This window comes from Streptomyces similanensis, from assembly GCF_039543625.1.
GTDB classification, from domain to species: Bacteria; Actinomycetota; Actinomycetes; order Streptomycetales; family Streptomycetaceae; genus Streptomyces; species Streptomyces similanensis.
In genome coordinates this window covers 1-20,953 of sequence record NZ_BAABKC010000107.1, presented here as the reverse complement: position 1 = coordinate 20,953, position 20,953 = coordinate 1, and the positions used below count along the sequence as shown (strand labels likewise).

The 20,953-nt window shown below is 73.2% G+C and carries 19 protein-coding genes, 1 tRNA gene and 1 pseudogene; 10 read left to right on the top strand and 11 right to left on the bottom strand.

Translation table 11 applies throughout. The features are described from left to right. The coding region (locus tag ABEB07_RS30740; RefSeq protein WP_345671334.1) for an AAA family ATPase at positions 1-1,432 on the top strand (1,432 nt) is incomplete at its 5' end. Positions 1,433-2,254: 822 nt separating this feature from the next. Here ABEB07_RS30740 and ABEB07_RS30735 read toward each other — a convergent pair. The 3 genes from ABEB07_RS30735 to ABEB07_RS30725 are packed head-to-tail and all read right to left on the bottom strand — an operon-like array spanning position 2,255 to position 5,752. After that, positions 2,255-4,189: a BTAD domain-containing putative transcriptional regulator gene (locus ABEB07_RS30735; protein ID WP_345671338.1), complete on the bottom strand. Its 1,935-nt coding sequence runs from the start codon at positions 4,187-4,189 to the stop codon at positions 2,255-2,257. 43 nt (positions 4,190-4,232) lie between these two features. Next, positions 4,233-5,135 carry a thioesterase II family protein gene (locus ABEB07_RS30730; protein WP_345671333.1) on the bottom strand — a complete coding sequence of 301 codons (903 nt, stop codon included), beginning with the start codon at positions 5,133-5,135 and terminating at the stop codon, positions 4,233-4,235. 5 nt (positions 5,136-5,140) lie between these two features. Then, on the bottom strand, positions 5,141-5,752 hold the full coding sequence (locus tag ABEB07_RS30725) for an NADPH-dependent FMN reductase (RefSeq protein WP_176151325.1): 612 nt from the start codon (positions 5,750-5,752) through the stop codon (positions 5,141-5,143). A gap of 620 nt (positions 5,753-6,372) precedes the next feature. On the opposite strand from ABEB07_RS30725, the gene ABEB07_RS30720 reads away from it, so the two are divergent. From ABEB07_RS30720 to ABEB07_RS30710, 3 genes and pseudogenes are all read left to right on the top strand, one after another. Then, complete coding sequence (locus ABEB07_RS30720) at positions 6,373-10,806, top strand: RICIN domain-containing protein (protein ID WP_345671332.1); 4,434 nt, start codon at positions 6,373-6,375, stop codon at positions 10,804-10,806. 44 nt (positions 10,807-10,850) lie between these two features. Continuing rightward, positions 10,851-11,090 carry a hypothetical protein gene (locus tag ABEB07_RS30715; protein WP_164584783.1) on the top strand — a complete coding sequence of 80 codons (240 nt, stop codon included), beginning with the start codon at positions 10,851-10,853 and terminating at the stop codon, positions 11,088-11,090. A gap of 84 nt (positions 11,091-11,174) precedes the next feature. After that, positions 11,175-11,417 (top strand): annotated as a pseudogene (locus ABEB07_RS30710) (transposase); the annotation flags it as partial. A gap of 395 nt (positions 11,418-11,812) precedes the next feature. Here ABEB07_RS30710 and ABEB07_RS30705 read toward each other — a convergent pair. Both ABEB07_RS30705 and ABEB07_RS30700 read right to left on the bottom strand, forming a co-directional pair. Next, positions 11,813-11,974, bottom strand: coding sequence for a hypothetical protein (locus ABEB07_RS30705; protein WP_158693656.1), 162 nt, complete (start codon positions 11,972-11,974; stop codon positions 11,813-11,815). Beyond that, on the bottom strand, positions 11,971-12,387 hold the full coding sequence (locus tag ABEB07_RS30700; RefSeq protein ID WP_345671331.1) for an ATP-binding protein: 417 nt from the start codon (positions 12,385-12,387) through the stop codon (positions 11,971-11,973). Before ABEB07_RS30700 ends, ABEB07_RS30705 begins: the two co-directional genes overlap by 4 nt. Before the next feature lie 151 nt (positions 12,388-12,538). On the opposite strand from ABEB07_RS30700, the gene ABEB07_RS30695 reads away from it, so the two are divergent. Next, the gene (locus ABEB07_RS30695; protein WP_345671330.1) at positions 12,539-13,789 is read left to right on the top strand and encodes a helix-turn-helix transcriptional regulator; all 1,251 of its coding nucleotides are present in this window, start codon (positions 12,539-12,541) and stop codon (positions 13,787-13,789) included. A gap of 18 nt (positions 13,790-13,807) precedes the next feature. On the opposite strand, the gene ABEB07_RS30690 is transcribed toward ABEB07_RS30695, so the two are convergent. Beyond that, a complete protein-coding gene (locus tag ABEB07_RS30690; protein ID WP_345671329.1) occupies positions 13,808-14,248 on the bottom strand; it encodes a hypothetical protein in 441 nt (146 codons plus the stop codon). A gap of 114 nt (positions 14,249-14,362) precedes the next feature. Beyond that, the gene (locus ABEB07_RS30685; RefSeq protein WP_345671328.1) at positions 14,363-14,686 is read right to left on the bottom strand and encodes a hypothetical protein; all 324 of its coding nucleotides are present in this window, start codon (positions 14,684-14,686) and stop codon (positions 14,363-14,365) included. Positions 14,687-14,724: 38 nt separating this feature from the next. On the opposite strand from ABEB07_RS30685, the gene ABEB07_RS30680 reads away from it, so the two are divergent. After that, complete coding sequence (locus ABEB07_RS30680) at positions 14,725-15,099, top strand: site-specific integrase (protein ID WP_345671327.1); 375 nt, start codon at positions 14,725-14,727, stop codon at positions 15,097-15,099. Beyond that, the gene (locus tag ABEB07_RS30675) at positions 15,096-15,341 is read left to right on the top strand and encodes a tyrosine-type recombinase/integrase (RefSeq protein WP_345671326.1); all 246 of its coding nucleotides are present in this window, start codon (positions 15,096-15,098) and stop codon (positions 15,339-15,341) included. Before ABEB07_RS30680 ends, ABEB07_RS30675 begins: the two co-directional genes overlap by 4 nt. 96 nt (positions 15,342-15,437) lie before the next feature. Here the strand turns inward: ABEB07_RS30675 and ABEB07_RS30670 are convergent. After that, positions 15,438-15,511, bottom strand: a tRNA-Pro gene (locus ABEB07_RS30670). A gap of 116 nt (positions 15,512-15,627) precedes the next feature. Here ABEB07_RS30670 and ABEB07_RS30665 point away from each other — a divergent pair. Continuing rightward, positions 15,628-16,152, top strand: a complete 525-nt coding sequence (locus tag ABEB07_RS30665; protein ID WP_345671325.1) for a DUF309 domain-containing protein — start codon at positions 15,628-15,630, stop codon at positions 16,150-16,152. Positions 16,153-16,229: 77 nt separating this feature from the next. Next, positions 16,230-17,018, top strand: coding sequence for a precorrin-6A synthase (deacetylating) (cobF, locus tag ABEB07_RS30660; RefSeq protein ID WP_345671324.1), 789 nt, complete (start codon positions 16,230-16,232; stop codon positions 17,016-17,018). On the opposite strand, the gene ABEB07_RS30655 is transcribed toward cobF, so the two are convergent. Together ABEB07_RS30655 and ABEB07_RS30650 are read right to left on the bottom strand one after the other, a co-directional pair. Next, the gene (locus ABEB07_RS30655; RefSeq protein WP_345671323.1) at positions 16,960-17,811 is read right to left on the bottom strand and encodes a polysaccharide deacetylase family protein; all 852 of its coding nucleotides are present in this window, start codon (positions 17,809-17,811) and stop codon (positions 16,960-16,962) included. The genes cobF and ABEB07_RS30655 overlap by 59 nt on opposite strands. A gap of 111 nt (positions 17,812-17,922) precedes the next feature. Further along, complete coding sequence (locus ABEB07_RS30650; protein WP_345671322.1) at positions 17,923-18,771, bottom strand: SDR family NAD(P)-dependent oxidoreductase; 849 nt, start codon at positions 18,769-18,771, stop codon at positions 17,923-17,925. A 291-nt stretch (positions 18,772-19,062) separates the two neighbouring features. On the opposite strand from ABEB07_RS30650, the gene ABEB07_RS30645 reads away from it, so the two are divergent. After that, on the top strand, positions 19,063-20,172 hold the full coding sequence (locus ABEB07_RS30645) for an MGDG synthase family glycosyltransferase (protein ID WP_425589106.1): 1,110 nt from the start codon (positions 19,063-19,065) through the stop codon (positions 20,170-20,172). A gap of 103 nt (positions 20,173-20,275) precedes the next feature. Here the strand turns inward: ABEB07_RS30645 and ABEB07_RS30640 are convergent, their stop codons facing one another. Then, positions 20,276-20,734, bottom strand: a complete 459-nt coding sequence (locus ABEB07_RS30640; protein ID WP_345671321.1) for an RpiB/LacA/LacB family sugar-phosphate isomerase — start codon at positions 20,732-20,734, stop codon at positions 20,276-20,278. Between the last annotated feature and the right edge of the window lie 219 nt (positions 20,735-20,953).

Genomic DNA, 20,953 nt, shown 5'->3' with positions numbered 1-20,953 from the left:
GCCGGGCCGCGAGGCCCCTGCCGCGCCGGCTCCCGGCGCCGTGCCCGCGCCCTGGAGCGGGGCGGCGATCCCCGCCCCGCGCTCCGCCGGTTCCCCCGTCTCGGGCTCCCCCGTCTCCGGCGCCGCCCGGGGCCCGGGGGCCGATGCCGTGCCCGGCGGTCACCGCGCCGACGGCTGCCGGGCGGCCAGCGTGCTGATGGTGCGCTTCTGCCTGGGCCCGGAGTTCGACGACCTGGCCGCCGGGGACATCGACCGGGTGCTGGACACGGTGTGCGAGCTGGCGCGTGAGGAGATCAGGAAGGCCGGCGGGTGCGCGCCCTCGTCCATAGGGTCCTCACTGATCGGCCTGTTCGAGGAGGAGGCCGGCCGCGAGGACCACGCGCAGCGGGCCGTCCGGGCGGCCCTCGCGGTCCGGGACAGCCTGAGCGTGTCCGCCTCACCGCTCGCCCCGCCCACCATGGTGATCAAGGGTTTGTCGGTGCACGCCGCGGTGGCGACGGGCACGGCCTTCGTGTGCCGGTGGCCGCCCGCAGCGCCCGGCGGCGGCGAGCCGTGGATCGGCGGGGAACCGGTCGACGTCTGCGAGGCGCTGCTGTGCCCCGCGCCGCCGGGCGAGGTGCACATCTGCGACGAGACCCGCAGACGCACCCGTGAGACGGTCACCTGCGGGCGGCTGTCCGGCCCCGGCGCGGGCTGGCGGGTGCACACGGTACGGCCGGCCGCCGGGGAGCCGGGCCGCCGCTTCGAACGGGAGCCGGACCTCGATCTGATGACCGGTTTCCTCGGCCGGGCCCGGCAGCTCTCGACGCCGCACCTGATCACGGTCCTCGGGCCCTCCGTCATGGACCGCAGCCGACTGCTGATGGAGTTCCACCGCCGCCTCGCCCAGGCGCCGGACCCGGTCCGGGTGCTCAACGGCTCGGTCGCCGAGGCGGGTGACGCCCTGTCGGCGCCCGCCGGGATGCTCGCCGCCTACTGCGGCCTGGCCCGCGACACCGACTCCCGCACCGCCGAACGCTGCCTCGCCCACGCGGTGCGGACGGTGGCGGACGCCGCGGACGCCGCGGAGCTGCTGCCGCCGCTGCGCTCCCTGCTCGCCCCGGTCCGCTCCGGGGGCGAGCGGCGTCTGCTGCTGGCCGCCTGGCGCCGCTTCATGGCGCTGGCCGCCCTGCGGGCCCCGCTGGTGCTGGTGTGGGACGCCCTGCACCGGGCCGACGACGCGCTGCTCGACACCGTCGAGCAGTTGTGCGCGGACTGCCCGGACGCACCGCTGCTGGTCGTGGTCGGCGCCCACAACGACCTGCTGGCCGGCCGCCCCGGCTGGGCCGCCGGCCTCCAGCACGCGATGACCCTGCGCCTCACCCCTCTGACCGAGGACACCCTGGACCACCTGCTCCGCTCGGTCTTCCTCCCGGACACCGACGCGGCCTGAACGGCCGCAACCCGACGGCGGCCGTATCCCGACGGCGGACGGAACCCGACGGCGGATGGAACCCCGGCGGCGACCGGAACGCGACGGCGGCCCGAAGGCGGCGGTGAGAATCCGACGGCGGACGTAAGCCAGCGGCGGGAACCTAGCGGCGTCCCGAGCCCGACGGCGGCCGCGCCCCGGCAGCTGCCAGAACGCGACGGCGGCCGTAACCCAACAGCGGACGGACCCAGTGGCGTCCCGAACCCGACGGCGGACGAACTCCGGCAGCGGACGGGACCCGACCACTCCACAACCCCGACCGCGATCCGGACCCGGCAGCCGCCAGAGCCCGGAGGCAGCCGTAACCCAACAGCGACCACAGCCCGACAGCCACCCGAACCCGACGGCGGACGAACCCCGGCAGCGCACGGGACCCAACCGCGACCCCGACCCCGATCCGGACCCGGCAGCCGCCAGAGCCCGACAGCCACCCGAACCCGACGGCGGACGAACCCCGGCAGCGCACGGGACCCAACCCCGACCCCGATCCGGACCCGGCAGCCGCCAGAGCCCGACAGCGGCCGGAGCCCGACGGCGGCCGTAACCGGGCGGCGGACGGAACTCAACAGCGACCACGGCCCGACAGCCACCCGAACCCGGCGGCGGACGAACCCTGCGGCGGACGAACCCCGGACGAACGGCCGGCGACCGAGCGGCGACCGCTCCAGCGGATGTCGCCGCCCCCGGCGGTGCCGTCGGCCACGCCCGCGCCGCCTGTCGGGCGGCTGCGCCGCGCCCATCCGGCGCACGCCCGCGGCAGGCGGCCGGCGCCGGCCGCCGGGGTCAGCCGCGGATGTCCGTCCGGGGAACCGCCGCCGGTTGTTCCTCGTGGGCCGGGGCGCCGAGCCAGCCCGCGTCGAGCGCCGGTTCGGCCGTGGCTCCGGGCAGCCGCTCCAGGGTGAGCGTGACGCTGTGCCGCAGGCCCGTGCCCCAGCGGGGCCGCCGTTCGAGCAGGTCGGCGGGCCGGGCGAGGGCGACGATGAGCAGCGGCACCTCGTGCGGCACCGACGCCAGCCGCTCCACGAGGTCCAGCACCGCGTCCTCGGCGGCGTGCGCGTCGTCCACGCACAGCACCAGCGGCTGTTCCCGCGCCAGCAGCACCAGCAGTTCGCACCAGGCGTCGAACGCCTCGGCCCCCTGGTCCCCGCTCCGGTGCGGCCGCCCCGGGCCGAGTCGCCGCAGCAGCCGCTCGGCGGTCTCGCCCCGTCCCGCCACCCGGCGCACGACGCCGGTCAGCCTGCTGTCGGCGGTGTCGGACACCGGCAGTCCGCAGCAGGCCCGCAGCACGTCGCACACCGTCCAGCCGGCCACATCGCCGCCGCGTACCCGCACCACCCGGACCGCCTCGTCCTGGATGCGCCGGACGAAGTCGGTGAGGAACCGGGTCTTGCCCACGCCCTGTCCGCCCAGCAGGTTCACCAGGTGCGGGGCGTCGAGTCGGCGCGAGCGCGCCAGCAGACCGGTGACCAGGCCGAGTTCGGCCTCGAACCCGCCGGACGGATCGGGCAGCGCCGCGGCCTGTCCGGCCGTGCGCAGTCCGGCCACCGCCCGCACCCCGGCCCGCTCCGTGGGCAGTTGCCGTACCAGGTCGGCGGTGTCGCGCACCGCCTCGCCGGTCAGCTGGATCTCGCCGGCCGGCACGCCGGTGAGCAGAGAGCGCGCCTCGTCGACCAGGCGGCCCACGACGCGCACGGGGGCGGACGCGTCGTAGGGGTTGTGGCGCACCAGCGCCTCACCGGCGGACACCGCGGCGTGCCAGGTCGGCCCGGGCACCTGGCTGAGGCGGGCGCGCAGCGCCAGGGCGGCGCGCACGGCGTGCAGCGAGGCGCCGTCCCGGCCGGTGCCCAGGCCGAAGACCGCCACCGTGCTCCCGCCCAGCGACCCGGCGACGGTGCCGCCGAACTCCTCCACGCAGTCGGCGACGGCGGCGACGGCGTCGTACAGCGCGCGCGAGGACCGCGCCTCGGCGCCGGTCTCCTCGGCGGTGCGCACCCCGACCAGCAGCACGGCCACCGAGCGGCGCTCGGTGTGCGGGGCGGCCGGCCCGGCGGCCCGGGGCGCGGCCGGCTCCGGGAGCGCGCGCTGCGGTTCGGGCGGCTCCGGCCGGGTGTGCACGGCCGGCAGTACGGGCGCGACGGTGGCCGGAGCGGCCAGCGCCGGGTCGTGGACGAGGATGTTCTGCTGGAGCAGCTGGAGTTCGCGGGAGGGTTCGAGACCGTGCTCCTCGACGAGGGAGCGGCGCACCCGGCTGAAGACCTCCAGCGCCTCGGCCTGCCGACCGCACCGGTACAGGGCGAGCATCAGCTGCCCGCACAGCCGCTCGCGCAGCGGCTCCTCCTCGGCGAGGGACACGAGTTCGCCGAGCACGGAGTGGTGGTGGCCGCTGCGCAGCTCGGCCTCGAAGCGGTCCTCCATGACGTCCAGCCTCAGCTGGCTCAGCGCGGTCAGCTCCGGCCAGTCGGTGCCGGCCTCGGCGAGGTCGGCGAGGGCCGGTCCGTGCCACTCCTCGAGGCCCGCGCCGAGCAGGGCGGCGGCCTGCGCGGGCTGCCCGGCGGACAGGCGGGCGCGGCCTTCGGCGACCCGGCGGTTGAACCGGTGCAGGTCGACCGTGTCGGGGTCGACGCGCAGGAGGTAGCCCGGCGTCTGGGTGACGAGTTCGGGGCGCGGGCCGCGGACGGCGCCGCCCCCGTCGGCGAACAGGGCCCGCAGGCCCCACACCGCGTTCTGCACGATCTTGCGGGCGGTGGCGGGCCGGCTCTCGTCAGGCCACAGCGCGCCCAGCAGTTCGCTGGTCGCCACCACCCGGTTCGCGCGCAGCAGGAGCAGTCCCAGCACCGCCCGCTGCTTGTGTCCCCCCAGCGCGAGCTTGCGCTCTCCCTCCGACGCCTCCAGCGGGCCCAGAATCCGGAATTCCACTGCTTCCCCCAGTCCGTGTCCGCAAGCGGCCCTCGACGACGGTGGCCACCTCGTCCAGCCGTTCGCTCAGATAGAAATGGCCCCCCGTGAAGACCAGGACCTCGTTGTCCTGCCGGGTCTGCCGTGCCCAGCCGGCCACCGACGCGACCGGTACGACCGGGTCGGCGTCCCCGACGAGCACGGTGAGGGGGGTGTCCAGCGCGGGGCCGGCCTGCCAGCGGTACGAGGCCAGGGCCCCGTAGTCGGCGCGCAGCGCCGGCAGCACCATGTCGACCAGTTCCGGATCGTCCAGGACGGAGGCGTCGGTGCCTCCCAGGTCCCGGACGGCGGTGAGGATGGCCGCGTCGTCCGTGAGCCGGTCGTGCCGGTTCGGTGTCGGGCCGGGCGCGCCGCGCCCGGACAGGAACAGGCGGACCGGAGGCGGCGCGGATCCGGCGTGCAGGATGCGCGCCGTCTCGTAGGCGACGAGCGCGCCCATGCTGTGGCCGAAGAACGCGTACGGCCGGTGCGGTTCCGCGGTGAGCCGGTCGGCTATCCGCGCGGCCAGGCCGAGGACGGAGTCGACCGGCGGCTCGCCGCGCCGGTCCTGACGGCCGGGGTACTGGACGGCCAGCACGTCGAGCGTGCCGGCCAGTTTGCGGGCCAGTGGCGCGTAGGCGCCGGCCGCGCCGCCCGCGTGCGGGAAACAGAGGAGCCGGCAGCCCGTCGGCTGCGGCTCGCCGAACCGGCGGAACCAGGTCGTGTCCATGTGCGTCACTCCTCCGCGCGAGCGGGGTAGGGATGGGTGTACGGCTCGTGGGAGCGCGCCCGGTGCAGGGCCCTGGCCCACCAGCCGAGCCGGTCGAGCAGGGCGACGGCGTCGTCGTGGCGGTCCTCGGTGTCGAGGAACCGGCCCTCGGGGCCCCACCGTTCCCGGTAGTTGTGGAAGCTGACGGTCTCCGGGATGGTCATCGCGTGGGACTCGGCGAAGACCTGGCGCAGTTGGCCGACGGCGCACAGTCCGCCCGAGGGGCCGCCGTAGCAGACGAAGCCGACGGGTTTGGCGTGCCATTCGCTGTCGTACCAGTCGATGGCGTTCTTCAGCGACGCCGGACAGCCGAAGCGGTACTCCTGCGTCACCACGGCGAAGGCGTCGGCGGCGGCGAGCCACGGGGACAGGTCCCGCACGGCGGAGGGCCGCGGCACCGCGGGGTCGGCGGTCATCATGTCCGGCAGCCAGGCCGTGGTCAGGTCGATGACGTCGACCTCGAAGTCGCTGCGCAGCCGGGCGCGGGCGGCGAGCCATTCGGCGGCCGCGAGGCCGAACCGGCCCTCTCGGGCCGCGCCGACGAGAATCACCAGCCTCAGCCGGTCGTCGTCGTCCATGTCCGCCCCTCCAGCCCCGTTCGAGCGCCTGTCAGCACCTGTCCCCACTGTGCGACATATGCCTTCGGAAAGGCTTCGGGTCTCCTTAGGGTCCCTTCGGCCACCCGCCCGCCGACCGAGGACGCCCCGGACCGGACAGCGGCCGGCCCGCGGCCGCCCCACCGGCCCCGGGAACGAATCAGGACGACAGGATTTGAACCTGCGACCCCTTGACCTCCAGGAGTGTGATGTTGATCTCACAGTTACTGCGGGTAAAAACCTGACGTGACTCCGGTAAGGCGTCGGCAAGCTCCTTACACAAGCCACACACAGGGTCCACGAATTCTGCGTCCCGTGTGCGGTTGCAGAACGTAACTGGTCCTGGAAATACCGCCCTTGCCTGTCGAATCGCCGGCGTGCCTATGGTGGCGTCCGCTCTGGCAGGGCCATGACCAGTCCTGGGCCGGAGCGAGCGGCGTGTCCACGGGGGGAGCGCCCAACACCGCGTGAGGTCCCGTGCGGGGGCCTCGTCCCTCCTTGGCGCGTGCCGCAGCAGCCGCGAGCAGAGAGGGACACGCGTGTCGTACAGACTGGTGGGGAAGTGGGGCACACGCCCCAGATGGTTGGGCGGTACGGCGACCTTGGTCGCTCCGCTGGCCTCGTTGGCGCTGCTGGCCGGCGTCGGGATACAGCCGGGGGCTTCGACTGGCGGCGGGGAGCCGCGCGTCGGTCTGGTGGCCGACTCCTACGACGGGTTCGACGCCCAGGCCGCAGAACAGCTCCGCAGTGATCAGTGTGTGGGGGTCGACGGGCTGCGCAAGGGCGGCCCGAACCTGTTCGCCCTGGCGCAGGGCGCCATCGGACTGCCGCCGGATCAGCTGCATCAGAAGCTCAACCGGGACCTCTACGACACCAAGGACCCACTGCACACGGCCTTCTCCGCCGACGAGGACAACAGCTTCCAGTGGCAGCAGAAGGTCATGGATCAGCAGCACGCGTTCCCCGCCGCTGTCTCGGGTCTGAGCGACTACCCGGGCAGGCCGACGGGAGCTTCCGAGATCTACGACAAGATCGGGCTGCTCCCGTGGATCTACCAGTCGTGGGGCAAGGCGATGGACGTGTTCTCGCCGTTCTACGAGACGTCGCCCACCGCTGACGACGACACGAAGAAGGCAGCGCTCGCGATCGGTGACCAGCTGTACACCTCCGGAGGGACACCGCAGGAGCAGCAGGCGTGGGCACTGTGGAAGAAGAACTCCGGCAAGATCGAACCCAACACGCTGTTCGTTCCGCGGGTGTTCGCGGACGACGCCCGTATCTTCCTGTCCGCCGGCGGTTTCCCGAAGACGGCGCCGGAGCCGGACACGCCCGAGTTCCGTATCGCGGTGGAAGACCTGAAGGCCCGTTTCGCCGCCTGCGGATGGCACGATCCGATCGACCCCAACCGGGTGCTCGGCAAGGAAGTGGCGCAGGCGAGCACGGAGTGGCAGCAGGAAATCACCTCGCAGGCGACCCAGCGCCAGCAGATCCTGGGAGCTTCCGCCACCGCCACGAAGGCGTTGCAGGACGGCTCGTTCGCGTTGGGCAAGCTGGTGGGACAGTCGTGGATCGCCGACTACTCCACCCGCTGGCTGGACTACTACACAGAAGGCGGCTTCAACTGGATCGGCGACGGTGACCTGGAGATCCAGGTGCCGGGCGCTGCCGGCAAGTGTCTGGACGTGGCGGGGGGCGGCAAGACCAACGGCACTCCGGTGCAGGTCTACACGTGTAACGGCGGTGCCGCCCAGAAGTGGCAGTTGTGGGCCACGTACGACGGTGGCCGCACCCTGCGCAACCCGAACTCGGGCAAGTGCCTGGAAGTGCTGAACGGCGCCACCGCCGACGGTACGAAGGTCCAGATCCGGGACTGCGGCAGTGCCAAGGCCCAGCAGTGGAAGTTCGACGTGCGCAGCGCCGGCCCGCTGGTGAACGCGGCGTCCGGCAAGTGTCTGCACCTGCCGACGTTCGACAACAGCAAGGACGCCGTGTCGTCGGCGTGCAACGGCTCCGCGGCACAGAAGTTCCGGATCGTCGCCAAGACCCACACCGGCAGCGCGCCGGCGAAGGCCGACGTGGACAAGGCCAAGGCGAACATCACCGCCGCGCAGACCGAGGCGAAGAAGCAGCTCGCCGCGGTCAAGGCGCAGCTGGCCATCGCCCAGAAGGCCGCGACGACGTCGGACTTCGCGCTCCAGGCCGCTTACGGCATCGCCGATGCCGCGGGTGCCCCGCGAGGCCGGGGCCTGCTGGTGGGTCTGCAGAAGGACCAGGTCACCAAGGGCGCGGCTGCCGCGCTGACGGCGTTGGAGAAGGCCGGCGAGACCGCCGAGGCGGCGACCCGTGCCGCGGCAGGGGACAGCGCGGCCATCACACAGCGCGCGCTCGCGCAGTCGGCGCAGTCGGCAGCCGAGTTCCGCAAGAAGGCCGCCGAGGCAGCGGAGCTGCAGGCCAAGGCCGCTGCGGACGCGGCCAGGATGCACCGGGACAACGCCAAGCAGGACAAGGAGACCGCCGAGGCCAAGCTCGTCGTCGCGGTGAAGGCCGAGGGCGACGCCAAGGCGGCCGCCGCCGACGCCCACGCCAAGCGGCTCGCGGCGGAGGCCGAGGAGAAGACGGCCAAGGCGGAGAAGGAGACGGCCGCCGCCAGACGCGCCGAGGCATCCGAGCACCGCCGCAACGCCGAGTCCGAAGCGGCCAAGGCCAAGGACGCCAAGGACAAGGCCGAGGCCGAGGAGAAGACCGCCGGGGAGCGGCGGGACGACGCGGTCGCGGCCAAGGACCACGCCAAGGAGATGCGCGACGACGCGTGGGACGCCGAGCAGAAGGCGGACGCGGCCCGCGCCAAGGCCGACGCCAAGGACGCTTACGCCGACTCCCTCGACTCAGGTGACGCCGCCGACGCGGCCCGTGCCGCGGCGAACGCGGCGGACAAGGCGGCCGGCGACGCCGAAGCGGCGGCGGCCAAGGCTCGTTCGGAAGCGGACGCGGCCACGCAGGCGGCGGCGGAGGCGGACGCGGCGGCCACCCGTGCGGAAGCCGCGGCCAAGCGGGCGCGCTCCGACGCGGACGCCGCGCAGGCGGCCAAGCTGAAGGCGGACGCGGCCGTGCGGACGGCCACCAGTGCCGCCGCGGACGCCATCAAGGCGTCCCAGGACGCCGCCGCCGAGGCGCAGACCGCGGTGAAGCTCGCCGACGAGGCCGAGCAGCACGCCAAGGACGCCAAGGCCCAGGCGGATGCCGCGAACAAGGAAGCGGGCATCGCGCTCGCGGCCTCCGCGAAGGCGGCCGGGTACGCACACGTCACCGCGCAGGCGGCCGTCGACGCCGGCAAGGCGGCCCAGCAGGTCGCCGCCCCCGCCAACGACGCCGTGGAACTCGGCTCCCCGTACATCGACAGCGACTCCGCCGCCGGTCTGGTCGTACTGACCGGGCAGGGCTCGAAAACGATCGCGGAGCAGCAGCAGGCCGTAGCGGACGCGCACGCCAAGAACGCCGCCGCCGAGGCCGACGCCGCGAAGAACCTCGCCGACCAGGCCAAGGGCGACGCCAAGGAGGCGTACCAGCACGCGGCGAACGCGGCCAAGTACGCGGCCGACGCCCGCACCTATTCCAAGGAGGCCCTCGGCTACGCGGCCGACGCGGCCAAGGCCGCAGCAGCGGCCCAGGCATCACTGGCCCGCACCATCGAGTACGACCAGCAGGCCACCGAGGACGCGGCAGCCGCCGACAGAGCCGCCGGCGGTGCCGAAGGCTACGCCAAGGACGCCCGCGACTCCGCCGACGCCGCCGAACTCGATGCCGAAGCCGCCCGCTCCGCGGCCGGACGGGCCGAACAGGACGCCAAGGACGCACGCGCGGCAGCAGACCGCGCCGACGCCGCCGCGACCGAGGCCGAACAGGCGGCCAAGGACGCCGACAAGTACGCCGAGGAAGCCCAGGCCGCGGCCGACCGCACCGAACGGGAGCAGGCTAACGCGCAGGCGTCCAAGGGATCCGGTACCGGCATCGCCGGTGTGTTCGCCGTCCCGGACGAGTCCACCGTGGAGATCGTCAGCTCCCGGCAGATCGGCGAGTGTCCCCCGATGCCGCAAGCGGCCATCACGGGCTGCGACGCCGCGTACCACCTGGTCGTCACCTACGAGGCCGACTTCTACCTCTGCACGGACGACGAGGCGCAGGCCACCGTGGACGGCTGCCCGAAGGAGTCGTGGCAGTTCCTCCAGCGGTCGACCCTGAAGAACGTCAAGATCGAGAACTGGCAGCACCACTTCTCCGGCAAGGACATCGTCCGCGCCGGGTGGCAGAGCCTCTTCGGCGACGTGGCCGGGTCGATCCTGTTCTCGTTCTTCGCCGAAGACATGATGGACTGCCTCCACGGCAGCATCAGCGGCTGCGCCTGGGCCTACGCCAGCTACTTCCCGGTGGAAGGCCTGATCGCCGACATCAGCAAGGCGGTCAAGGCGGTCGACGCCTCCATGAGACTGGACATCGGCTTCGTCGACGCCTACAAGGGTCTGCGTGTCGCCGGACTGTCCGAAGAGGCCATCGCCGGAATCATCAGTAAGGTTTTCCAGAAGCTGCGCGGGCTCTGTCTGAGGGGAAGCCTCCCCGCCGGAGCGGGCGCACTGCTGGCGGGTGGAAAGACCGCTGGCCTGCAGCCTGGCATCACCGGCTCCGCGGTCAGGAGCGGGCCCGGGTGCGGAAGCTTGTGGATTTCGGGCGATAGGCTTCCGCATCACTACATGTCGCTGAACAACGAGGGGGTTATGCACGCTGTCGACTTCGGCATCACGGGCTCTTACAACAAGGTGAATGCCCAAGCGTTCATCGTCACGATCGAACAGTTCGTGAAGAACCCGGGAACACGGCAGATCACGGGCACGTACAGGGGTCAGGCAGCCATCCACTATGTGGACGACACAGGACTGCACGCCTCATTCGCCGCAGACGGCCCGAACGTCGGGGAGTATCTGGGAGGGTGGCGATCCACCGGTGATCAGCTCACCTACCTGCTGCGGGACGGGAAGCTCTAGAGACAGAGCGTCGACACGAAAGCACGATCCGAAGAGAGATCTCCGTGAAGATTGAGTTGACGGACGACCAGGCGCTCGTTCTGTCCGACTGGATGAGTCGCGTCATGCATCGGGCAGAATTTTCGGCGGTCGTCGATGACCGTGCCGTCTGGTCCGCTCTGTTCAAGATCAACGGGACGCTGGAAACACAATTGTCATCGATCTTCGATTCCTCCTACTCCGACCAGTTGGCGGCGGCCCGCCGACGGCTGATCAGCGAGCTCGGAGAATTCGGCGAACAATGATGTGACACATGTGCCGCCATGCCCGGGTCTCCGGCATGGCGGCACCGTCCGCGGGAACCCGACCGGCTTGAGTACCATCCTCGCCGTACCGACCTGCGGGGCCGGATCCGGGACTGTGTACGGGGCCTGCTCGCCCCGGTCGGCCGCAAGAACGGCCGGCAGCCGGCCGAGTTCGCCGGACACCGCACCCCCGACGGATTCCAGCGGTTGCTGAACGGAGCGGCCTGGGACGACGACGACGTCCGCGACGACCTGCAGTCATACGTCGCCCAGCACCTCGGCGACGACAGCAGGGCGCTCGCCATCGACGACACCGGCTTCATCGAGCTTCGACGCCTACGCCACCAGCATGATCAGCGTACTGCGCGCCCCGCGCACGCTCCCCCGCGACGACTGTCCTCACTCGCTGACGCCAGTCAAGGAACGCTGGCCCCCACCTGGTCCCCAGAAATGATCGAGGGCCGGTTTCGGATGCCTCCGAAACCGGCCCTGATCTGCGACTGTCTCCAGTCGGGAGGACAGGATTTGAACCTGCGACCCCTTGACCCCCAGTGAACGAAACACCGTCCACAGGGGTCTGTGAGTTCCGGGGAGTGCGCAAACATCCAGGTCAGGGCCAGCTTTTCCGGCTCGTTCCACGGAGTCCGTGAGATCTGCGTGAGACGACGAAGCCCCGGCTCGGTGGAGTTCACCGGCCGGGGCTTCGCCGCGCCTGGGGGCGGTCAGTTCTGCTCGTCGCCCTCGGCCTCTGCGCCGACGGCGGGCGGCTCGGGTTCAGCCGGGGCCGTACTGATCCGCAGGCATCCGTCCGTGCCGAACAGCTCGATCAACTGCGACAGATGGGCGCGCGCCGCGCTGCGGCCGGGTGTCTCTCCCGTGGTCACTCGCGCCCCTCCAGGTCCGCCCACACGATCTTGCCCCAGCGCCGCTCATCCGTGCCCCAGTCGGCAGCCAGCGCCGCCACGAGGCGCAGACCACGCCCGCCTTCTTCACTGTCGTCGGCTTCGCGCTGCACCGGCCGCGCCCGGGAGAGATCCGCGACGCCGACACGTACCCGCGCAGCGCCGGGACGGTCGATGACGACCCGGATGGACTCCCGCCGGGCGTGCTGCACGGCGTTGGTCACCAGCTCGGAGACGATCAGCGCCCCGTCCTCGGCCAATGCGTCCAGCCCCCGGACGGCACAGGCGGTACGAAGCAGGCGCCGCGCGGTGGCTGCGCTCTCGGGCTGCCTCGGCAGGGTCTCGCTGTACCCGGGGTGCCCGGTCTGGCGGGCCCGGATTGTAGGTTGCGGCATGTCGGTCTGCTTCCTTCAGATCGGCCAGCCCCGGGGCCGTTCGCGCGGTCGCCGGGGCGCTTCGCGTTCAGGTAACCGGGGTGCGTGATCATGCGGAGGAGCCAACCAGGCGGCCAGGGAGGGGCCACACTAGATACGGAAGGGGGCCACCATGAGCGACACCACCGAGCGACGCCGCGAGTTCGGCGCCTATCTCGCCGGTCTGCGGCGGCACTCCGGCCGCTCGCAGCGGCAGTTCGCCGCCGTGCTGTGCGCCGTGTCCGGCGCCCAGTCGATCACGTGGAACGAGGTCTCCCGGTGGGCGCGCGGGGAGCGCATCCCGGACGCGTGGCTGCCCACCTTCGCCCAGGTACTCGGTGTGCCGCTGCGTGAGCTGGAGCAGGCCGCCGCGTACGCCCGGGGGGACGCTCAGGCCACCCTTCCCGGGGTCGCGGCCACCCTCGCGGACTTGCTGCCCGACGGGGACGCGCTGGAGCCCTTGGCGACCCCCCGTGGCCGTCGGATCGGCGCCACCACCGTGGACGGCCTGGCGGCTCGCGTCCACGGCCTCCGGCTCGCGGACGATGTGCTGTCCGGCGGTGACCTGATCGCCCCCGCCTTCCGGGAGCTGCGCGCCGCCGTCCGCCTGTACCGCAAGTCCGAGCACTCCGAGGAGACGGGGCGCGGCCTGCTCGTGCAGATTGGGGAATTGGGCCAGATCGCCGGTTGGATCGCCTCGGACGCCGGTCGGGGTGACGACGCGGAGCACGCCTACCGGCTCGGGCTCTCGGCCGCCCGCCAGGCCGGGGACGCGCCGCTGGTGGCACAGCTCGCGGGCAGCCTCGCCTACCACCTGACGAACAGCGGCCGGGAACGGGAGGGCCTGGAACTGGCGAAGGCAGCGGTCTGCGAGGCCGGGCCGGACGCTCCGGCCACAACCCGCGCCCTGTTCCTGGACCGCGTGGCGTGGGCGCACACGCGTGCCGGGGAGGCGCAACCGGCCCTGCGGGCGCTCGGGGAGGCCCACGCCGCGCTGGATGCCACGGACGGCCCTCCCGCGCCGACGTGGGCCTATTGGGTGAACCGCGAAGAGCTGGAGGTCATGGACGCCCGGGTGTTCACCGAGCTGCGTCGCCCGCTGCGCGCGGTGCCGCTACTCCAGGACGTGCTGGGACGCTACGACGCCACCCACGCCCGGGAGGTCGCGCTGTACCGCTCATGGTTGGCCGTGGCGCTGGCAGACGCGAACGAGCCCGAGCAGGCTGCCGAAGAGGCCCGCCGCGTCATCGACACGTCCGGCGATCTTTCCTCGGAGCGCACGGCGGAACGGGCCCGGACGGTCCTCCACCGGCTGAAGGATTACGAGGACGTGCCCGAGGCCCGCGAAGTGCTCACCGACTACGGGCATCTGCTGCTCGCCTGATCGCAGCGGTCGCCCTACTTACCGGTCCGCGTACAGCCCACGGAGATGCTGACTCAACCGGTCCTGGAGGGCGTCAAGCGCCGTTCGAGCCGCTGCCGCGTTCTCATGGCTGCCCAGCCACGTCAGCACGCTGCTAGCCAACTCCCGGTCTTCGAGCCGGGCTATGTAGGCGCGGAGGTGCATGGCTGACTCCGTGGCCACCGTCCGGGCCTGATCAGTCAGCCGCCCGTTTGGGGCGCTGTTCGCGGCCATGACGCCTTCCAGCGCGTGTTGTATCTGCATGACGGCTTCCCGCTGGAGCGTCACCCGCTCCGCTGCCAGACGTTCCTTCGCCTCCTCCTTGGCGAGTAGCCGGTCACGCCGGAGCGTGCGACCGTCGGAGAGCTTCTGCCCGAGCAGCGTGCCGAGACTTCCCAGAACGACGCCGACCAGCGGCGCGATCGTTTTCCACCATTCCATCGGGGGATCGTAATCAGGGTCCGCAGCGTTGGACGGTGGATCGGTGGCAGCGGGCTGGCTTAGCGTTTACACGATAGGAAGCCGCAGCTCACACGGGCTGCGGCTTCCGTGCGTTCAGGCGGCGGGGAGTTCCGGCCGCCCCTCGGCGGCCATGCCCCGCAGGAGACCGGCCATCACGTCCGGTACGCGGGCGCGCTGCGCGGCCGTCAGCTCCAGGGCGTCCAGCGCCCGGTTCATCGCCTCGTACATGATCTTCGTCTGGACCTCGGCCAGCGTCACCAGGCGCTCTTCCACGCCCATGCGGGCCGCGAGGTCGCACATCTTCAGCAGCCGGTCCCGTTCCTCTCCGTACAGCCGCACCCAGCCGTTCACGGCCGCGCTGTACGTGGTGTCCACGCCGGGGAACTCCCCGCGTTGGCGCTCCACTTCGGAGGTCATGCCCCACACCAGGGCGTCCGCCTCGGTCTGAGGACGAGGTGAAGCGGTTCCTGGAGGGCATTCAGGGACACCGGTCCTACGCCCCCATGCTGCTCGCCCTGATCGCAGAGCGTCCGGCGGAAGTGTGCGGCGCCCGCTGGAGCCCGGACGTGGACCTGGCGGCCGGGACGATCGCCGTCGGCACCAACACGCGGACGATCGTCTACGACCGCACCCAGGAGAGGGGGCAACGGAACAAGGTCGTGGAGAAGGGGGCGAAGACCGAGGCCGGGAAGCACACCCTGCCCCTGCCGAAGCCGGTCCTGCGGGCGCTGAAGGCGTTCCGTGCCTCTCAGACGGCGGAGAAGCTGGCCGCCGGGGAGGCGTACGAGGACAGCAGGTACGTCCTCGTGGACGAGCTGGGGCGGCCGTGAAAACGGACAAGCTCCGGCGCGAGGCGCACAAGCTGATGGCCACCACGGGAGTGCGGAAGGTGCGGCTGTACGACGCGCGGCACGCCTGCCTGTCGTGGATGGCGAACAACGGGGTGCCGGACACCGTGGTCTCCGCGTGGGCCGGTCACTCGGACCTCGGGTTCACGAAGCGAACCTACGTGCACCCCGACCCGCAGTCGCTCAGGGCGGGTTCGGAGAAGCTGGCCGAACTGCTCGGCTGACCTTGATCAACAGCGTTTGTGAGAAATTGTGAGATGGCCCCCCTGAAAACGATCAAGAGGGGCCCCGAAGGACCCCTCTGATCAGCGACGTTTCCGTCGGGACGACAGGATTTGAACCTGCGACCCCTTGACCCCCAGTCAAGTGCGCTACCAAGCTGCGCCACGTCCCGTCGCGTTCACTGCGGGATGAACCGCGTGATCGCGCGAACGTCACTTTACCGCACGTCCGGGGCCGCGCCGAAAGGGGCGCGGAGCCGGGGGGAGAAGCAGGGGGGAGAATCCAAGGATGAGCAGCACATCCGCCGAGCGGCCCGACGGCGCCCGGGACCGGGACGGCGCCGGGCGGGCGCGGAACGCCCGGCCGCGCGACGGACTCGGGCGCCCCCTGCCCTACGGCGCCGAGGGCGTGCCCCGGCAGCCCGAGGGAGTGGTCCGCACCCCCGGGGAGACGGTGGCCGAGGCGCAGGCGCTGCTGGACGCCGGGCGGCCGTTCCACGCGCACGAGGTCTTCGAGGACGCCTGGAAGTCGGGTCCGGACGCCGAGCGGACCCTGTGGCGCGGGCTGGCCCAGCTGGCGGTCGGGCTCACCCACGCGGCCCGCGGCAACGCCACCGGAGGCGCGCGGCTGCTGCGGCGCGGGGCGGGCGCGGTGACGCGGTGGACGGCGGAGTCCGGGGTGCGCGACCCGCACGGCATGGACATGGCCGGGCTGACCGCCTGGGCACGGGAGCTGGCGGCCGCCGTGGAGGACGGGACGGCCGGCGCCGTGGACGCCGCCGCCCGCGCGCCCCGGCTGCGCGGCAGGGCGTAGCGCCCGGTACGGCGGCGTCCGGCGTCCGCCGCGGCACCGGTGCGCGGGCCGTCCGTGCCGTACGGCAGACTCGGGGCGTGCGAAAGATCCATGTCATCGGCATCGGCGCGGGCGACCCCGACCAGCTCACCCTGCAGGCGGTCAGGGCGCTGCACGACACGGACGTGTTCTTCGTCCTGGACAAGGGCGAGGTGAAGTCGGACCTGGTGCGGCTGCGCCAGGACATCCTGGAGGCGCACGTGCCGGCGGGGACGTACCGCGTGGTGCGGGCGCGGGACCCGGAGCGGGACCGGGCGGCGGACGGCGCCGGCTACTCCCCCGCCGTCGGGGACTGGCGCAACGCCCGCGCCGACGTCTACGAGCGGCTGATCGCCGACGAGCTGGGCGCGGACGGCCGCGGCGCGTTCCTGGTGTGGGGCGATCCGTCGCTGTACGACAGCACGCTCGGCATCCTGGAGGAGGTGCTGGCCCGCGGCTCGGTGGCGTTCGCGTACGACGTGGTGCCCGGCATCAGCAGCGTCTCCGCGCTGGTGGCCCGGCACCGCACGGGTCTGAACCGGGTCGCCCGGCCGGTGCAGATCACCACGGGGCGACGGCTCGCGGAGGGGTTCCCCGAGGACGTGGACGACGTGGTGGTGATGCTCGACGCCCACCAGGTCTTCCGGCGGTACGCCGATCAGGACATCGACATCTACTGGGGCGCCTACATCGGCACCCCGGACGAGATCCTCGTCTCCGGCCCGATCGCGGAGGCGGGGCCGCGCATCGAGCGGCTGCGCGCGCAGGCGCGGGAGCGGAAGGGGTGGGTCATGGACACCTATCTGCTGCGACGCCGGCCGAAGGAGCCGCAGGAGCCAAAAGGGTAGGGGCGCGGTCCTCGGCGAGCCGGAGGGCGGTCGGTCGCGCGGGCCGGTTCCGGCGCACCTCGTGACCGGACAGCGGGCCCACCTCCCAGCCGGCGTCGCGGCAGGCGGCCACCAGGGTGGGCACCGCGCCCAGGGCGGCGTGCCAGCAGCCGGGCGCGGAGGCGCGGTCGGAGTCGTGGAGCAGGATCGTGCCGCCGCCGCGCAGGCCGGCGCCGACGGTGGCGTGCACGGAGGCGGGAGTGGCCTCGGCCGTCCAGTCGCGGCCCCAGGCGGTCCACAGCACCGGGCGCAGCCCGAGCCGTCGGGCCGCCGCCCAGCGGCCGCCGGTGAGGATGCCGTAGGGCGGCCGGTACCAGACCGGGCGCCGGCCGGTGGCCTCGTGCACGGCGCGCACCGCGTGCGCGGTTTCCCCTAGGTCCCGGGCGGGTGCGGGCAGCCAGGGGCGGCTGTGCGTCCAGCCGTGCACGCCGAGTTCATGGCCCCGGGCGGCGATCTCCCGGGTCAGCTGCGGGTGGCGGGCCACGCTCTCGCCGAGGACGAAGAACGTGGCGCGCACGCCGAGCCGGTCGAGTACGTCGAGGAAACGGGGTGTGGAGGCGGGATCGGGGCCGTCGTCGAAGGTGAGCGCGACGTGGTCGGGGCGGCCGAGGCCGGCCAGGCCCGGAAGACAGGCGGCGCGCAGGCGCGGCAGCCAGGTGGCGGCCGGGACGATGTGCGCGGCGGCGACGGCGGCGAACGGCGCGAGGGCCACGGCGGTCCGCGCCACGCCGCCGCCCGGTACTGCTCCTCCCACGGTCCGCTCCTCTCCCGTCCTCTCCCGTCCTCTCCCGTCCTCGCCCGTCCCGCCCATCCCCTCCCGTCTCTCCGCCCCCTTCCGCTCGGGCCCTCCGCCTGCCCGCCCCGTTCAGCCGAAGCGGGAGGCGAGGCGGCGGTACAGGGCGGGGGCCGCGCCGCGCACCCGGCCCGGGACACGGGTCCAGCCGGGGACGTAGACCTCGTCCCGGCCGCGCGCGACCGCCTCCCACACCGCGTCGGCGACCCGGCTCGCCGGGACGGGCTTGGGCCGGGAGCGCCGGTAGGGCACGCCGCGGCGGTCGAAGAACGGGGTGTCGACGACGCCGGGCACGACATGGCTGATCCCCACCCCGGTGCCCCGCAGCTCGTAGCGCACGGCGTCGGCGAACGCGCCCAGTGCGGCCTTGGTGGCGGAGTAGACCGCCTCGTCGCGCACCCCGACCGTGCCCGCCAGGGAACCGATCAGGACCACACGGCCGGCGCCCTGGCCGACCATCCGGGGCAGCAGCAGCCGGACCAGGCGCAGGGTGGCGAGCACATTGACGTCGAACACCTCGTCGATGGCGCGCGGCGGCATGGTGTGGAACGGTCCGGCCCAGCCGATGCCCGCGCCGGCCACCAGCAGGTCCACCCGGCCGACGCTGTCCAGCGCGAACTGGGCGAGCCGGTGCTCGGCGTCCGGAGTGCAGAGATCGGCCGGATAGGCGAGCGCCGAGGTGCCCCGGGCGACCTCCTCCAGACGGGTGGGGTCGCGCCCGTTGAGGACCAGGCGCCAGCCGCCCTGTGCGGCGAGCCGGTGGGCGACGGCGGCGCCGATCCCGGAGGAGGCGCCGGTCACCAGCGCGCCTCCGCCCAGCGGTGTGCGGTCGGCGGTGTGGCGGCGCGTGCTGCCCGGCGTCGTCGGGGCCTCGACCGGGGTCCTGGAACCTGATCGGACGCGGGAAGGGGCTGGGGACATCGGAGCGCACCTCTGGGTCGACGGTGACCGAGGGCCGCCGGTGCGGCCCCGGCGGCCCGGGACGGCCGCGCCGGGGAGTGAGGCGTCCCGGCGGCCGCGCCCGGACCGTGGGACGGTCGGGGTTGCGGGGGTGTTCGTTTGACTGCGCTGGGTGAGGGTTACTCACTTCCAGTGTCGTCCCAAACGCCCGCGCCGCCACCCCTGCCCGCCGCTCGGGGCCCCCGCACCGAACAGACGCACGGCCGCCCGCCGGCGTCCGAGGCCGGCAGGCTGCTGATCCTCAGCGCGAGCATGGGCTCGGGCCATGACACGGTGGCCGCCGAGCTGGCACGGCGGGCCCGCGCCGCCGGCAAGGAGGCGGACGTCGTCGACGTGCTGGCCCTGCTGCCGTACGGCCTGGGGGACGGGCTGCGCGGTTTCTACCAGACCGCCGTCCGGCACTGTCCATGGGTCTACGCCGGTATCTACGACTTCTTCCTGAGGCCGGGCCCCCGTCCCCGGCCGAGCGGTACTCCGCTGGCCCGGCTGGCGGCCGGCCGGCTGCTGCGGCTGGTGCGTGAGCGGCGGGCGGACGTCGTGGTGCCCGTCTTCCATCTGGCGGCCCAGCTCACCGGGCATCTGCGGGCCCGTGGGACGCTGCGGATTCCCAGCGCGGTGGTCGTGGTGGACTTCGCGGTGCACCGGCAGTGGCTCCATCCGGGCAACGACCTGCATCTGTGCGTCACGGATCAGGCCGCCGACGAGGTGCGCCACGCGCTGGGCCGACCGGCGGTGACGACCGGCCCGGTGGTGTCCCCCGGCTTCTTCGACGCGGGGCCGGGGACGGAGACGGGCTCGGATGCGAGTGCGCGAGCAGGGGCGGGGGCGGTCGGGTGGTCGGGGCGGTTGCAGGGGTTCGGCGGCGGGCGTCCGGCCGTGCTGCTGTCGGCGGGCGCCTGGGGCGCGGGGGCGGATCTGGCGGGCACCGCGCGGCTGCTGACGGGGCACGGTTTCCTGCCGGTCGTGCTGTGCGGGCGCAACGAACGGCTGCGCCGCGCCCTGTCCGCCGTGCCCGGTGTCCTCACCCCCGGCTGGGTGACGGACATGCCGGAACTGCTGCGCGCGTGCGCCGCCCTGGTGGACAACGCGGCCGGGCAGACCGCCGTGCAGGCCCTCGCCGCGTCGCTGCCGGTCGTCGGGTACCGGCCGCTGCCGGGACACGGGGCGGAGGGCGTACGCCGGATGGCGGCTCTCGGGGTGTCCGATCACGCGCCCGACGAGGCGGCCCTGCTGCGCTGCCTGGGCCGCCTGACGGCGGACGGCCCCGAGCGTGAGCGACGGACGGCGTCCGGACGGGCGCTGTTCCGCGAGGACGCGCTGACCCACGTCGTACGGGCCACGGCGGCCGGCGGACCGCCATAGACTCCACGCGCCCGGCCGGCGGACCGCTCTGCCCCCCTCCCCCGCAAGCCCACGGCCGGCGGGTCTCCGCGCATCCCTGGAACGCCGTATGAGCCCTACGCCCCTACGACCGCTGCGTGCGGTCGCCGTCCATGTGGGCGATCCGGGCGACGTTCTCCCGGTCGTCGGCCTCCTTGCTGGGTTCGGCGGCGAACCAGGCGTCGAGTATCTCGGTCAGCAGCGGCTCGGAGGTCAGTCGTAGGCCGAGGGCGAGCACATTGGCGTCGTTCCAGCGGCGCGCGCCGTCGGCCGTGTAGGCGTCGGTGCACAGGGCGGCCCGGATGCCGGGGACCTTGTTCGCGGCGATGGAGGCGCCCGTGCCGGTCCAGCAGCAGACCACGGCCTGGTCCGCCCGGCCGTCGGCGACGTCCTGCGCCGCGGCCCGCGAGCACACCGCCCATTGCGGGTCGGCGCCGGGTCGCAGCGCGCCGTGGGTCATCACCTCGTGGCCGCGTTCGCGCAACCGGGTCACCAGGGCGCGGGCCACGGGTTCGTCCATATCGGAGGAGACGGAGATTCGCATGTCTCGGAGCGTATCGGCCGCCCCCCGAAGTCCGGCACCTGTGACGTCTCAGGGTGCGAAGCCCGGCAGCCCCCCGGCCCCCGGCCCCGTTATGTTTTCCGCGGTTCCGCAATGGGGCCGCTGGCCTCCGGGCCCGGCATGACTGTTGCCCCCTGTCGAACGGATGACCTGGGGGGTGGTGTCACCGGGCCCGGGAGGTGCCGTCGGAGACGCTGATGA